Source organism: Pseudomonas sp. LAMO17WK12:I1 (assembly GCF_900177315.1).
GTDB classification, from domain to species: Bacteria; Pseudomonadota; Gammaproteobacteria; order Pseudomonadales; family Pseudomonadaceae; genus Aquipseudomonas; species Aquipseudomonas marginalis.
Map to the genome: position 1 here is coordinate 88,827 of NZ_FWZV01000011.1, position 14,105 is coordinate 102,931.

The following is a 14,105-nucleotide window of genomic DNA, read 5'->3' on the forward strand; positions in this document are numbered from 1 at the left end:
TGAGGCAAGCAATGACTGAACACGTTCAAGTCGGTGGCCTGCAGGTCGCCAAAGTCCTGTTCGACTTCGTGAACAACGAAGCCATTCCCGGTACCGGCATCACTGCCGACCAGTTCTGGGCCGGCGCCGACAAGGTCATCCACGACCTGGCGCCGAAGAACAAAGCCCTGCTCGCCAAACGCGACGATTTCCAGGCGCGGATCGATACCTGGCACCAGACCCACGCCGGCCAGGCCCATGACCCGGTGGCCTACAAAGCCTTCCTGCAAGACATCGGATATCTGCTGCCAGAAGCCGCAGACTTCCAGGCCTCGACCCAAAACGTCGATGACGAGATCGCCCGCATGGCCGGCCCGCAGCTGGTGGTGCCGGTGATGAACGCCCGCTTCGCCCTCAACGCGTCCAATGCACGTTGGGGCTCGCTGTACGACGCCCTGTATGGCACCGACGCCATCAGCGAAGCCGACGGCGCCGAGAAGGGCAAGGGCTACAACAAAGTGCGTGGCGACAAGGTCATTGCCTTCGCCCGCGCCTTCCTCGACGAAGCCGCGCCACTGAGCGCCGGCAGCCACGTCGATTCCACCGGCTACAAGATCGCCGACGGCAAGCTGATCGTCAGCCTCAAGGGCGGCAGCAACAGCGGCCTGCGTGACGACGCCCAGTTGATCGGTTTCCAGGGCCCTGCGGCCGAGCCGATCGCGATCCTGCTGAAACACAACGGCCTGCACTTCGAAATCCAGATCGACGCCAGCACCCCGGTTGGCCAGACCGATGCCGCCGGTGTCAAAGACGTGCTGATGGAAGCCGCACTCACCACCATCATGGACTGCGAAGACTCCGTCGCCGCCGTCGATGCCGATGACAAGGTGGTGATCTACCGCAACTGGCTCGGCCTGATGAAGGGCGACCTCGCCGAAGAAGTGGCCAAGGGCGGCAAGACCTTCACCCGCACCATGAACGCCGACCGCGTCTACACCGGCGTCGACGGCCAGGACGTGACGCTGCACGGCCGTTCGCTGCTGTTCGTGCGTAACGTTGGCCACTTGATGACCATCGACGCGATCCTTGACAAACACGGCAACGAAGTACCGGAAGGCATCCTCGACGGCCTGCTCACCAGCCTGGCGGCGATCCACAGCCTCAACGGCAACAACACACGCAAGAACAGCCGCACCGGCTCGGTGTACATCGTCAAGCCGAAGATGCACGGCCCGGAAGAAGCCGCGTTCACCAACGAGCTGTTCGGCCGCATCGAAGACGTGCTGAACCTGCCACGCAACACCCTCAAGGTCGGGATCATGGACGAGGAGCGCCGCACCACGGTCAACCTCAAGGCCTGTATCAAGGCCGCCAGCGAGCGCGTGGTGTTTATCAACACCGGCTTCCTCGACCGCACCGGCGACGAAATCCACACCTCCATGGAAGCCGGCGCGATGGTGCGTAAGGCGGCGATGAAGGCGGAAAAATGGATCGGCGCCTACGAGAACTGGAACGTCGATATCGGTTTGAGCACCGGTCTGCAAGGCCGTGCGCAGATCGGTAAAGGCATGTGGGCGATGCCCGACCTGATGGCGGCGATGCTCGAACAGAAAATCGCCCACCCACTGGCCGGCGCCAACACCGCCTGGGTGCCATCGCCGACGGCCGCCGCACTGCACGCGCTGCACTACCACAAGGTCGACGTATTCGCACGCCAGGCCGAACTGGCCAAGCGCGAACGCGCGTCGGTGGACGACATCCTCACCATTCCCCTGGCCAGCAACACCGATTGGTCCGACGAAGAAATCCGTAACGAACTGGACAACAACGCCCAGGGCATCCTCGGCTATGTCGTGCGCTGGATCGACCAAGGCGTGGGCTGCTCGAAAGTGCCGGACATCAATGACGTCGGCCTGATGGAAGACCGCGCCACCCTGCGCATCTCCAGCCAGCACATTGCCAACTGGCTGCGCCACGGCATCGTCAACGAAGCCCAGGTGATGGAAAGCCTCAAGCGCATGGCGCCGGTGGTGGACCGTCAGAATGCCGGGGATGCGCTGTACCGCCCACTGGCACCGGATTTCGACAGCAATATCGCGTTCCAGGCAGCGGTGGAGTTGGTGATTGAAGGGACCAAACAGCCGAATGGCTATACCGAGCCGGTGTTGCACCGTCGGCGTCGGGAGTTCAAGGCCAGGAATGGCCTTTGAGTAAAAGCTAGCAATGCCGAAGCCCTGATCACTCGATCAGGGCTTCGGTCTTGATATCCACCATTATTTAATCGCGGCACTCAATCAGAATTGCCTATTATCAAGACCAGCTTGAATCAGAGACCGCAGGTCGATTAGAAACTTTGCAACCCCAGCAACTGACCTGCTTAATCCAAAACCTCATAAATAGCTGCTGAATATAAAGAGCCCTGAAGATAAGGACTCTTTATTTACATTGAAAAAAGCTAATAACTAGACCGTCATATCATATTTACCATAGAACGTCGCAGTTCCACCCGACCCGGTAACGGTCACATTTTTCAGCTCACCCTTAAAGGTTCCACCGGTAACAGTCACGCTGATTGTTCCACCGGTTACATTGTCAAAATCTGCGCCTGCCGGACTCTTGTACTCGAGACCAAAAGACCCCGCTGGCAGTTCATTCAGTCCATCCGACAAGCGCTTGCCGTATTGAATACGCAGCTCCACGCTATTCACTTCCATATGAATATAAAATCGATCTCCAGAAAAGTAATTCGCGTGAAAGCCTTCAGAGTGCCCGTCCGTTACGACGGTGATGGTTGATGACCCGGAGCCACGATGGGACTGCTCAATCTTGCTAACCGTTTGTTTTTCAGTACTCATGATAAACTCCTGTTTAACTCATCAAGTAGGGGCATCGATCCCAACCAGCCCCCTCGCAACGATTAAACAGGCCACACTTAAAACGCCGATACTGTGAAATCTGACAGTCCCGACCAACGGTGTCAGCCGTCTACTGCGCCATCCCCAACTCCCGCTTGACCAGCTTCGCCAACTTCACGCTGTCGATCGGCTTGAGCAAAAAATCCACCACACTCAAATGCATCGCATCAATCACATCCGGCGCTTCGGCATCCCCCGACATGATGATGATCGGCAGCGCCGCGCGGGTGGATTCGCGCACCTGCTTGATCAACTCCAGACCATTGCTGGGTTTCATGCGCAGATCGGTGATCAGCAAACCGATGGAACTGCTGGACTTCAATAAATCCCACGCGGCCTCGCCACTGTCGGCCGTCATGCAGCGAATACCGTCCAAGCCCAGGATCTCCGCCAGCAGTTCACGCGCGTCCTTGTCGTCATCAACAATCAACACGCGTTGTGGCGGTAAATCAGGCTCCAGCATCACGGCGCTGAGCGCCTCGCGCTCGGCATCACTCAAAATATCGTGGTCGGACATACGTTTCTCAGCGGTTTTCGACAATCTTCCAGCACACTCGTCAGACATCTACGGAAGGGCGTTCAATGTGCACTTCGTCGGAAAGTTTGCCTAGTGGGTGTTCTACGGGGTTTGGACGATAGTCGTGTAAGGTTTTTCCCTAGTTCTGCGGCGTTTTCATCGACCTAGACTTACGTCCAATGGGCACCCGCCGCTCAGGAGTCGACCATGCAGGACGATAACGACAAAAAAATTGCGGTCATGGTTATGAGTAAAGCTGATGCCTTCGCCCAGGCGGGAAAAACTGCTGTCTTGCAGAACATCCACGGCACCCTGCAGTTCCTGCAACGCTTCCCACCGTTCAACCAGATGGAAAACGCGCACCTGGCGTTTCTGGTGGAACAGTGCCAACTGCGCTTCTTCGGCCCCGGCGAGAGCATCCTCAAGCCGTCGGGCGGGCCGGTGGAACACTTCTACATCGTCAAGCAGGGCCGCGTCGTGGGTGAACGGCCGGACGCCACGCAAGCCACCTTCGAAATCACCACCGGCGAGTGTTTCCCCCTCGCTGCATTGTTAGGTGAACGTGCCACCCGCACCGAGCATAAAGCCGCCGAAGACACCTTCTGCCTGCAACTGAACAAGCCGGCCTTTATCAAGCTGTTCGCGCTGTCCAGCCCGTTCCGCGACTTCGCCCTGCGCGGTGTCAGCAGCCTGCTCGACCAGGTCAACCAGCAAGTGCAGCAAAAAGCCGTGGAAACCCTCGGCACCCAATATTCCTTGAATACCCGCCTGGGCGAATTGGCGATGCGCCATCCGGTCACCTGCAGCCCGCAGACACCGTTGCGTGAAGCGGTAACGCTGATGCATGAGCAGCAGGTGGGCAGCATTGTGATTGTCGATGAACACAAGGCGCCCCTGGGCATTTTCACCCTGCGCGACCTGCGCCAGGTGGTGGCCGACGGCACCGGCGACTTCAGCCAGGGCATTGAAGGCCATATGACCCAGGCGCCGTTCTTTTTAACGCCGGACCACAGCGCCTTCGATGCGGCCATCGCCATGACCGAGCGGCATATCGCCCACGTCTGCCTGGTCAAGGACCAGCGCCTGTGCGGCGTGGTGTCCGAGCGCGACCTGTTTTCCCTGCAACGGGTCGACCTGGTGCACCTGGCCCGCACCATCCGCAATGCGCCACGGGTGGAGAACCTGGTAGCGCTGCGCGGTGAGATCGGCCAACTGGTGGAGCGCATGCTCGCCCATGGCGCGTCGTCGACCCAGATCACCCACATCATTACCCTGCTCAACGATCACACCGTGTGCCGGGTGATCGAGCTGACCCTGGCCGAAAAAGGCGACCCCGGCGTGCCGTTCAGTTGGCTGTGTTTCGGCAGCGAAGGCCGGCGCGAGCAGACGCTGTACACCGACCAGGACAACGGCATCCTGTTCGAAGCCAGGGACGCGGTGGAAGCCGCCGAGATTCGCGGGCGGTTGCTGCCCCTGGCACAGCAGATCAACCAGAGCCTGGCGCTGTGCGGGTTCAGCCTGTGCAAGGGCAACATCATGGCCGGTAATCCCGAGCTGTGCCTCTCGCGGGCGGAATGGGCGCGGCGGTTTGCGGCGTTTATTCGCGAGGCGACGCCGGAGAACCTGCTGGGCTCGAGTATCTATTTCGACCTGCGCGTGGTGTGGGGCGATGAACGCGGCTGTGAGCAACTGCGCCAGGGCATTCTCGACCAGGTCGGGGATAACCGGCTGTTCCAGCGCATGCTGGCCGAGAATGCCTTGCGCCAGCGCCCGCCTGTAGGGCGTTTCCGCGATTTTGTGCTGACCCGCAAAGGCGCGGAAAAGGCCACCCTCGACCTCAAGGTGCAGGGCCTGACCCCCTTTGTCGACGGCGCACGCCTGTTGGCCCTGGCCAACGGCATCCACGCCAATAATACCCTGGAGCGCCTGCGCCAGCTGGTGGTCAAGGAAGTGATCGAGCCCCTGGACGGCGCCGCCTATGAAGAGGCCTATCACTTTATCCAGCAAACCCGTATGCAGCAGCATCAGTTGCAGACCCGCGAGAACCAGCCGTACTCCAACCGCGTCGACCCCGACAGCCTCAACCACCTGGACCGCCGCATCCTGCGCGAATCCCTGCGCCAGGCCCAGCGCCTGCAAAGCAGCCTGACCTTGCGGTATCAGCTGTGAGCTTGTTTGACTGGCTGCGCGCGGCCAAGCCCAGACTCGATACAACGCAACAACGGCGCCTGGAGCAATTACCCAGGCCCGTAGTGTTGGGCGACAGCACGTTGCGCAGCCAGCGTTGGGTGGTGGTGGACCTGGAAACCAGCGGCCTGAATCTCAACCGTGACCAGGTGCTGTCCATCGGCGCGGTGGTGATCGAGGACGGCGCAGTGGATTTTTCCCAACTGTTCGAGCGCACCCTGCACCGCGCCGACACCAAACTCAGCCCCAGTGTGCTGATCCACGGCCTCGGCCCCAGCGCCATCGCGGCGGGCAGCGACCCGGCCGAGGCCCTGCTGGACTTCATGGAGTTCGTCGGCGACAGCCCGCTGCTCGCCTTCCACGCACCATTCGATCAACACATGCTGGGCCGCGCGCTCAAGGACAGCCTGGGGTATCGCCTGGCCCATCCGTTCCTCGATGTAGCCGACATCGCCCCGCTGCTGTGCCCCGAGGCGCATATCCGCGAGGCCGGCCTGGACGACTGGATCAACCACTTCAACCTGCACGTGGGCGAACGCCATCACGCCAGCGCCGATGCCCTGGCCACGGCGGAGCTGATGCTGATCCTGTTCAGCCGCGCGCGTCAGCAGCAGATCGACACGCCTCAGGCGCTGCAGGAGCGTTTGAGCCAATGGAAACGGCGTAAACACGCGCCATCGTTTTAATGTCATCTCCCGACGGACGCCAATTGCGCCCGCTCCACGCCTCTGACACAATCGCGAATAATTCTCGTTAGTTTAAACCTTTTGTTTATTCGGTGATGCCTTGTCGTCGGTCCAGAACCCACACAGTGAGCTTGTTGGTGCGTTGTATCGCGACCATCGTGGCTGGCTGTTGGCCTGGCTGCGGCGCAATGTGGCCTGCCCGAGCCGTGCCGAAGACCTGAGCCAGGACACCTTCATGCGCCTGCTCGGGCGTGACGAGTTGCGCGAGCCCCGCGAACCACGGGCATTTCTGGTGGCCATCGCCAAGGGTTTGCTGTTCGACTACTTCCGCCGCGCGGCCCTTGAACAGGCCTACCTCAGCGAACTGATGCTGATCCCGGAAAGCGAACACCCATCGCCGGAAGAACAGCAACTGATCCTCGAAGACCTCAAGGCCATCGACCGCCTGCTCGGCAAGCTGTCGAGCAAGGCCCGCGCCGCCTTCCTGTATAACCGCCTCGACGGCCTGGGCCATGCCGAAATTGCCCAGCGCCTGGGGGTGTCGGTGCCGCGTGTGCGCCAGTACCTGGCCCAGGGCATTCGCCAGTGCTACATCGCCCTGTATGGCGAGCCGCTGTGAACGTGATCAGCTCCAAGCCCGTGTCGGCCCGTGTCCTGGATGCGGCCATTGCCTGGCAGTTGTCCCTCGATTCGGGTGATGGCAGCGCGGTAGAGCGCGAAGAATTCAGCAAATGGCTGGCCAGCGATGAGGAGCACGCCCGTGCCTGGCGTCAACTGGGCATGCTCGACCAGCGTTTCAGCGTGGCCTCGGGCCCGGCGCGGGCGGCGTTGTTGCAGTCGCGCGAAGGCATTCGCCAGCGCGTGCGCAAGCTCGGCAGCGGCCTGGCGAGCATTGCCCTGGTGTGCGGCCTGGCGTTGTTTGCCGGCGAGCGCTACGTGCCGATCCACTATTGGCTGGCCGACCAGCGCACCGCCACCGGGGAGCAGCGCACGCTGAAACTGGCGGACGGTACGTTGATCAACCTCAACACCCACAGCGCCATCGACGTGCGCTTCGATGAGAAGCGCCGGCTGATCGTGTTGCAGGAAGGCGAAATCCTCGTCGAAACCGGCCACAACGATGCGCGCCCGTTTTATGTGCAAACCCGCGACGGCAGCCTGCGCGCGCTGGGCACGCGGTTTATCGTCAAGCGCGAAGACGACGCGACGCGCCTGAGCGTGCTGCAATCGGCGGTGGGCGCCCAGCCCGAAGCGCTGCAACGGGAACAGGTGTTCAAGGCAGGCCAACAAGTGTTGATGCGCAGTGACGGCCTCGGCCCCGCACTGGCCGTCACCCCCGCCAGCGATGCCTGGACCCGCGGTATGCTGGTGGTCGACAACGCCCGTCTGGGCGATGTGGTGCAGGAACTCAGTCGCTACCGCAGCGGCCATCTGGGTGTGGATAAAACCGTGGCGGACCTGCGCATCACCGGCAGCTTCCCGCTGCACGACACCACCCTGGCGCTCAACGCGCTGCTGCCCACCCTGCCGGTGCAGATCGAACAGCACACGCCGTGGTGGGTGACGGTTGTCGCCAAGACACCTGAGGCCAAATAAAAAATATTTTCCACCGGCCCTATCACTTTTGAAATCTCGCTCGGCACATAGGCAATTGCGAATTACTTCCATTCAGGAGCCGCCCTATGTCCCGCACGCTAGACACCTTGTTGCGCCCCAGCCTGTTAGCCGTGGCCATTGCCCTCAGCGCCCCGCTGGCCAGCACTGCGCTGATTGCCGCCGAACAAGCCTCCAGCGTGCGCGCCTACAACCTGCCGGCCGCTTCATTGGCCAGCACCCTGAACCAGATCGCCAGCCAGGCCGGCCTGGCGCTGACCCTCAACCCAGCGTTGGCCTCAGGCAAGACCTCGGCCCCGGTCCAGGGCCAGTTCGATGCACCGGGTGCACTGCGTGAAGCCTTGCGTGGCACCGGGTTGCAGCTGGAGCAGAGCAGCGCGGGCACGTACACGCTGGTGGCGGTTCCGGAGGGTGTGATGGCGCTGCCGGTGACTAACATCACAGGGCAAGATGGCAACCAGGAAAGTGCCTGGGGCCCGGTACAAGGCTACCTGGCCACACGGACCGCCGCCGGCACCAAGACCGACACCGCCCTGGTGGAGGCCCCGCGTTCGATCTCCGTGGCCACCCGCGAGCAGATGCAGGATCGCAACGTGCAGAACCTGGACGACGCGGTCAAATACATGCCCGGCATCGTGTCCGCCAGCTATGGCAGCGACACCCGCTACGACTGGATGCGCGTGCGCGGCTTCGAGCCCACCCAGTTCCTCGACGGCCTGCCATTGCCGCGCGGCGTGTACGCCAACCCCAAAGCGGAAACCTGGAACCTCGACCGCCTCGCCCTGCTGCGTGGCCCGGCCTCGTCGGTGTACGGCCAGACCCCACCGGGCGGCCTGCTGGACATGGTCAGCCGACGCCCCAGCGCAGAGTCGAGCAACGCCATCCAGGTGCAATACGGCAGCGACAACTACCGCCAGATCAACTTCGCCAGCACCGGCAAGATCGATGATGAAGGCCAATTCCTCTATGGCCTCAGCGGCGTGGTACGCGATGCCGGCACCCAGGTCGATCACATCGACAATAAACGCTACAACATTGCGCCGAGCCTGACCTGGAACATCGATACCGACACCAAGCTGACCCTGCTCTCGCAGTTCACCCGTGACGATACCGGGACCACCAGCCAGTTCATGCCGATCCAGGGCACCAAGATCAAATCGCCGCTGGGCGAGGTCTCCCACCACAAGAACCTGGGCGACCCGGACTACGAGTTCTACGATCGCACCTACTACGCGCTGGGCTATGCCTTCGAGCATCGTTTCAACGATACCTGGCAGTTCAAGCAAAACCTGCGCTATACCAAGTCGGATCTGTCGTTCCAGCAACTGACCGTGGGTTCCTACGCGTTCTCCCCCGCGGATGCAGCGGGCAATATCAGCCGCTCGACCACCAACGTCGACGAGGACATCGGCCAGTTCGCGGTGGATAACAACTTCCAGGCAGACTTTGCCACTGGCGATGTCATCCACACCCTGCTGCTCGGCCTGGACCACCAGCGCACCGATACCTCCTATCGCGCGATATTCGGGACGGCCTCGGGCACCAATATTTTCAACCCGATCAATACCCAGCCAACCCTGCGCCCGACCGATGTCCGACCTTTTTACGACTACAACCAGAAAACCGTGCAGACCGGTCTCTACGTGCAGGACCAGATGGCCCTGGATAAGTGGCGCCTGACCCTGGGCGGGCGTGAAGATTGGGTGCATCAGGGCACCACCTACTTCAACGACAGCGATGCGACCAACACTGACCGCATCAAACACTTCAGCGGCAACGCGGCGCTGAGCTATGTATTCGACTCGGGCTTCGTACCCTACTTGTCCTACGCCGAGTCGTTTCAACCGGCGAGCAACGCCGATACAAACGCGCTCAAGACGTTCAAGCCCACCGAAGGCAAGCAGTGGGAAATGGGGGTCAAGTATCAGCCGCCCGGCTCCAATACGTTGCTCAGTGCAGCGGTCTACGACCTGACCCAGAAGAATGTGCAGGTGACCACCCTCGGCGCTGGGGGCCAGCAAATCAACAGCCAGACCGGCGAAGTGAAGGTCAAGGGCCTGGAGTTGGAAGCCGTGTCCGATGTGACCGAGAACCTCAAAGTCATCGCCGCCTACACCTTGGCAAAATCCGAAGTGCAGAAAGGCATCTACAAAGGCAACCGCCTGACACTGATGCCCAACCAGCAAGCCTCGTTGTGGACCGACTACACCTGGCACACCGGTGTGCTTGACGGTTTCGGCATCGGCTTTGGCGCCCGTTACACCGGCAACACCTATGGCGACCAGGCCAACACCTGGCTGGGAAAGGCCAACGCCTATACCGTGTTTGACGGTGCGGTGCATTACGACCTGGGCCGCCTGGACAACAGCCTTAAGGGTGCATCGGTCAAGTTGAACGCCACCAACCTGTTCAACAAGGACTACCTGTCGACCTGTGATGGCAACTACTGCTACTTCGGCGACCAGCGCAGCGTCGTCGCCAGCGCCACCTACCAGTGGTAATCGGCTGAGTTAACCATCGGGCCGCCCTTGTGGGCGGCTTTGGCGTGTCTGAAGGCTAGAACATGAAAAGCAAAACCATCCGCCGCTGGTCCTTCATCCACACCTGGACCAGCCTGATCTGCACGGTGTTCCTGCTGCTGCTCGCCCTCACCGGCCTGCCGCTGGTGTTTCACCATGAGATCGACCACCTGCTGGGCAACGAGCCCGAGCTGGCGCAGATGCCTGCCGATACGCCACAGCTCGACCTTGAGCAACTGGTGAGCAAGGCCCAGGCCCATCGCCCGGGCGAGGCCATGCAATACCTGGCGTGGGATGAAGATGACAAGAACGGCGTGATCGCGATCATGGCCGCCACAGCGGGGACCGAGCCCAACTCGTCCCACACCTTCATGCTCGACGCGCGCACCGGTGATGCGGTCGAGATGCCGTCGGCCAATGGCGGGTTCACCCTGTTCCTGCTGCGCCTGCATGTGGATATGTTCGCCGGCCTGCCGGGCAAGTTGCTGCTGGCATTCATGGGCGTTCTGTTTGTGCTGGCGATTGTCTCGGGCACGGTGCTGTACCTGCCGTTCATGCGCCGCTTGAAGTTCGCCACCGTGCGCCAGGACAAGTCCACGCGCCTGCGCTGGCTCGACCTGCACAACCTGATTGGCGTGGTCACGTTGACCTGGGCGCTGGTGGTGGGCGTGACCGGCGTGATCAGCGCCTGTGCCGACTTGATCATCGCCGCCTGGCGCACCGACAGCCTCAGCGCGATGATCGAACCCTACAAAAACGCCCCGCCTCTGACCCAACGCGCCCCCGCGAGCGAGCTGCTGAGCATCGCCGCCAAGGCCGCGCCCGGCATGCAGCCGGACTTTATCGCCTTCCCCGGCACACGCTTTTCCAGCGAGCACCATTACGCGGTGTTCATGAAGGGCAGCACACACCTGACCTCGCACCTGCTCACGCCGGTCCTGATCGACGCCAGCACCCTGGCCGTCACCGCCATCGCCGAACGGCCGTGGTACATGGACGCCATGGGCATGTCGCAGCCACTGCACTTCGGTGACTACGGCGGCATGCCGATGAAGATCCTCTGGGCGGCGCTGGATGTGCTGACCATCGTCGTCCTGGTGAGTGGGATTTACTTGTGGATCGTGCGGCGCAAGGCGGGCAAGGCATGAAGCCAAGGCAGTCGAGTTTCTGGAAGGTATTTGGCATTCCCCTGGGGATTGGCCTGCTCAGCGCCGCCGGGTTGTTTGCGGCGTTGCTGGGGGATGGGCTGTGGGATTCGTTGAGTTGGGTGGGGTTGGGCATCCCGGCCACCATTGGCATTTGGGCGTTGTTCAAGCGGCGTGGCTGAGGGCGCTATCGGGGGCAAGCCCCCTCCCACAGTTGACCGCGTGGTTATGACGAACGCGGGACACATGTGGGGATTGCCCCCGATGAGGCCCTCAAAAACACCCGCACTCCCCCTCGCCAGCCACCGCGCAACCCTCTAGGCTAGCCACAGTCCATTGTGAGGTTCGCCCATGTCCGCTCCCAGCATGACCTTATTCCACAACCCCGCGTCACCGTTCGTGCGTAAAGTCCGCGTGCTGCTGGCTGAAACCGGCCAGCAGGACCGCGTCGCCCTGCATGGCTGCATGCCGACCCCGGTCAACCCCGATGCGCAGCTGGTGCAAGACAACCCCGTGGGCAAGATCCCGGCCCTGCGCCTGGCCGACGGCAGCGTGCTGCACGACAGCCGGGTGATCCTCGACTACTTCGACCACCAGCACGTCGGCAACCCGCTGATCCCCCGCGATGGCTCGGCCCGCTGGCGGCGGCTGACCCTGGCTTCGATGGCCGACGGCATCATGGATGCCGCCGTGCTGGTGCGCTACGAGACCGCCCTGCGCCCGGTGGAAAAACACTGGGCGCCGTGGCTCGACGAGCAGCGCAACAAGATCCACCGCGCCCTCGCCGAGCTGGAACAGGACGCCATCGCCGAGCTGACCAGCCACTTCGATATCGCCTCGATCAGCGTGGCCTGCGCCTTGGGTTACCTCGACTTCCGCCATCCGGACATGCACTGGCGCTCGGACAACCCCAAGCTGGCCGCCTGGTACGCCGAGGTCAGCCAGCGGCCTTCGATGCTGGAGACCCAGCCGCCCGTGTGACGTTCACACCGACCCAATGTGGGAGCGGGCTTGCCCGCGATCGCGGTATGTCATTCAGCACAGCTGTTTCTGAACCACCGCTATCGCGTGCAAGCCCACTCCCACATTGGACGGTGGTGGTATTGAGGAATGTAACGATCCTTGCGGCTAACTGCGCCCCCACTTGCTGATCCTCCCGCAACCCGATCATTGCACCGCCTCCAGGTCGAACTGCAGGGGCTCGGCCGCCTTGCGCTTGCCCACGCCATACCAATCCAGTTTGCGCGTCAGCACCATCACCGTACCCAGCAGCCCGAACAGCAGCAGCGAGCCCATCAGCAGTGCGTAGTCCTCGGCACTCAACAGCCCGTACAGCAAGCCATACAGCGCCGCCAGCCCCGCCGAAAACCCCAGGCCATGGGCAACGCTGCGCAGCACGTGGCACACGTAGAAGCCGATCAACAGCACGCAGGCACTCGCCGAAATCAGGTAGGCCAAGGCAAAGCCCAGGTGCTCGGACAACGACAACAACAGCAGGTAGAAGAACGCCAAGGCAACGCCCACCAATGCGTACTGGACGGGGTGCACCGCCAGGCTCTTGAGCACTTCGAACAGGAAGAAACCGGCAAAGGTCAGGGCGATGAACAGCAGCGCGTATTTGATCGCGCGGTCGCTCTTGAGGTACTGGTCCACCGGGTCGATGAAGTTCACGCCGAAGCTGCGGTTGTTGAAGTCGTTGCAGCCCTGGCCGTCCAGGCAGGTTTGCAGGGCCTGTTCGAGGTTGGTGGAAAAGAATGAGGTCTGCCAGTTGGCCGTGAAGCCGTTGTCAGTCACTTCGCGCTGGGCCGGCAGGAAGTTGCCGATAAAGCTGGGGTGCGGCCAGTTGGAGGCCAGGGACACCTGGCTGGTCTTGCCTACCGGCACCACTTGCAGTTGCTCGGTGCCTTGCAGGCGCAGGTCGAAGGCGAAGTCCACTACAGCCGGTTTCCTGCTGTCCTGCTCCGGCAATGCCACATGCACGCCCTCCCCCAGCCAGTCCACTTGGGAGCCCGGTTCGAACTCCAGGCGCTGGCTGCCCAGCTCCAGCTTCAGCGCATTTTCGATGCCGCGAATATCGCTGATCCCCACCGCCAGAAACGCCGGCTCAAAGCGGTAATCGGCAAAGTCTTCGGTGATGCCCAACTGCGCAGGCAGCTCGAAACGCCCGCTGATACGGTTGTCGGCATGGAACAGCCGCGCCTGGTAAATCCCCCGTGCGCGCAGTTCGGTCTGCACCTTGCCGTCGAGCTCAAAACGGTCCGGCAGGAAATACAGGCGACCCCGCTCTTCACGGGTGACCTCGTAGCGCTTGTTGAGCTTTTCATTGAGCTTCCACTCGCGCACGGTCTTGCGATACGGCACCACCATCACCGGGCCGGTGAGGCGCTGGGCGTAGCTGGAACTGCGCGCGATGTCCATCAGGACGCCGTCGCGCAGTTGCTGGCGGTCACTGATGATGCCGTTGATCATCAGTAACGGAATCAGCAACAGCAGGATCAGCAGCGCAATCGCGCCAAGTTTGAAAAGCAGGCTGCGGTTCATGG

General features: G+C 61.9%; 12 protein-coding genes. 9 read left to right on the forward strand and 3 right to left on the reverse strand.

Features of this window, described 5'->3' with window-relative positions; all coding sequences use genetic code 11:
• Nucleotides 1-11 precede the first annotated feature (11 nt).
• Nucleotides 12-2,189 carry a malate synthase G gene (locus B9N88_RS21120; protein WP_027605958.1) on the forward strand — a complete coding sequence of 726 codons (2,178 nt, stop codon included), beginning with the start codon at nt 12-14 and terminating at the stop codon, nt 2,187-2,189.
• Nucleotides 2,190-2,441: 252 nt separating this feature from the next.
• Here B9N88_RS21120 and B9N88_RS21125 read toward each other — a convergent pair whose 3' ends face one another.
• Nucleotides 2,442-2,834, reverse strand: a complete 393-nt coding sequence (locus B9N88_RS21125; RefSeq protein ID WP_027605959.1) for a hypothetical protein — start codon at nt 2,832-2,834, stop codon at nt 2,442-2,444.
• Between the two features lie 130 nt (nt 2,835-2,964).
• Complete coding sequence (locus B9N88_RS21130) at nt 2,965-3,411, reverse strand: response regulator (RefSeq protein ID WP_027605960.1); 447 nt, start codon at nt 3,409-3,411, stop codon at nt 2,965-2,967.
• 246 nt (nt 3,412-3,657) lie between these two features.
• Here B9N88_RS21130 and B9N88_RS21135 point away from each other — a divergent pair, with 246 nt between their 5' ends.
• The 8 genes from B9N88_RS21135 to B9N88_RS21170 all read left to right on the forward strand — a co-directional run bounded on the left by B9N88_RS21135 (nt 3,658) and on the right by B9N88_RS21170 (nt 12,543).
• Nucleotides 3,658-5,580, forward strand: coding sequence for a putative nucleotidyltransferase substrate binding domain-containing protein (locus B9N88_RS21135; RefSeq protein ID WP_043293577.1), 1,923 nt, complete (start codon nt 3,658-3,660; stop codon nt 5,578-5,580).
• On the forward strand, nt 5,577-6,284 hold the full coding sequence (locus B9N88_RS21140) for a 3'-5' exonuclease (RefSeq protein WP_027605962.1): 708 nt from the start codon (nt 5,577-5,579) through the stop codon (nt 6,282-6,284). Before B9N88_RS21135 ends, B9N88_RS21140 begins: the two co-directional genes overlap by 4 nt.
• 100 nt (nt 6,285-6,384) lie before the next feature.
• Nucleotides 6,385-6,903 carry an RNA polymerase sigma factor gene (locus tag B9N88_RS21145; RefSeq protein WP_027605963.1) on the forward strand — a complete coding sequence of 173 codons (519 nt, stop codon included), beginning with the start codon at nt 6,385-6,387 and terminating at the stop codon, nt 6,901-6,903.
• Nucleotides 6,900-7,880: a FecR domain-containing protein gene (locus B9N88_RS21150; RefSeq protein WP_027605964.1), complete on the forward strand. Its 981-nt coding sequence runs from the start codon at nt 6,900-6,902 to the stop codon at nt 7,878-7,880. The genes B9N88_RS21145 and B9N88_RS21150 overlap by 4 nt, the downstream gene beginning before the upstream one ends.
• Nucleotides 7,881-7,966: 86 nt before the next feature.
• Complete coding sequence (locus B9N88_RS21155) at nt 7,967-10,399, forward strand: TonB-dependent siderophore receptor (protein WP_027605965.1); 2,433 nt, start codon at nt 7,967-7,969, stop codon at nt 10,397-10,399.
• A gap of 62 nt (nt 10,400-10,461) precedes the next feature.
• Nucleotides 10,462-11,565 carry a PepSY-associated TM helix domain-containing protein gene (locus B9N88_RS21160; RefSeq protein WP_027605966.1) on the forward strand — a complete coding sequence of 368 codons (1,104 nt, stop codon included), beginning with the start codon at nt 10,462-10,464 and terminating at the stop codon, nt 11,563-11,565.
• Nucleotides 11,562-11,744, forward strand: a complete 183-nt coding sequence (locus B9N88_RS21165) for a hypothetical protein (protein ID WP_027605967.1) — start codon at nt 11,562-11,564, stop codon at nt 11,742-11,744. Before B9N88_RS21160 ends, B9N88_RS21165 begins: the two co-directional genes overlap by 4 nt.
• Before the next feature lie 169 nt (nt 11,745-11,913).
• Nucleotides 11,914-12,543 (forward strand): glutathione S-transferase, encoded by a 630-nt coding sequence (locus B9N88_RS21170; RefSeq protein ID WP_027605968.1) that lies wholly within the window; start codon nt 11,914-11,916, stop codon nt 12,541-12,543.
• A 186-nt stretch (nt 12,544-12,729) separates the two neighbouring features.
• Here the strand turns inward: B9N88_RS21170 and creD are convergent, their stop codons facing one another.
• Nucleotides 12,730-14,103 (reverse strand): cell envelope integrity protein CreD, encoded by a 1,374-nt coding sequence (gene creD, locus B9N88_RS21175; RefSeq protein WP_027605969.1) that lies wholly within the window; start codon nt 14,101-14,103, stop codon nt 12,730-12,732.
• Nucleotides 14,104-14,105: the final 2 nt, after the last annotated feature.

Coding starts and splice junctions, on each gene's coding strand:
- B9N88_RS21160 (WP_027605966.1), top strand. CDS start 10,462: ATGAAAAGCAAAACCATCCGCCGCTGGTCCTTCATCCACACCTGGACC.
- B9N88_RS21125 (WP_027605959.1), bottom strand. CDS start 2,834: ATGAGTACTGAAAAACAAACGGTTAGCAAGATTGAGCAGTCCCATCGT.
- creD (WP_027605969.1), bottom strand. CDS start 14,103: ATGAACCGCAGCCTGCTTTTCAAACTTGGCGCGATTGCGCTGCTGATC.
- B9N88_RS21165 (WP_027605967.1), top strand. CDS start 11,562: ATGAAGCCAAGGCAGTCGAGTTTCTGGAAGGTATTTGGCATTCCCCTG.
- B9N88_RS21130 (WP_027605960.1), bottom strand. CDS start 3,411: ATGTCCGACCACGATATTTTGAGTGATGCCGAGCGCGAGGCGCTCAGC.
- B9N88_RS21120 (WP_027605958.1), top strand. CDS start 12: ATGACTGAACACGTTCAAGTCGGTGGCCTGCAGGTCGCCAAAGTCCTG.
- B9N88_RS21155 (WP_027605965.1), top strand. CDS start 7,967: ATGTCCCGCACGCTAGACACCTTGTTGCGCCCCAGCCTGTTAGCCGTG.
- B9N88_RS21170 (WP_027605968.1), top strand. CDS start 11,914: ATGTCCGCTCCCAGCATGACCTTATTCCACAACCCCGCGTCACCGTTC.
- B9N88_RS21135 (WP_043293577.1), top strand. CDS start 3,658: ATGAGTAAAGCTGATGCCTTCGCCCAGGCGGGAAAAACTGCTGTCTTG.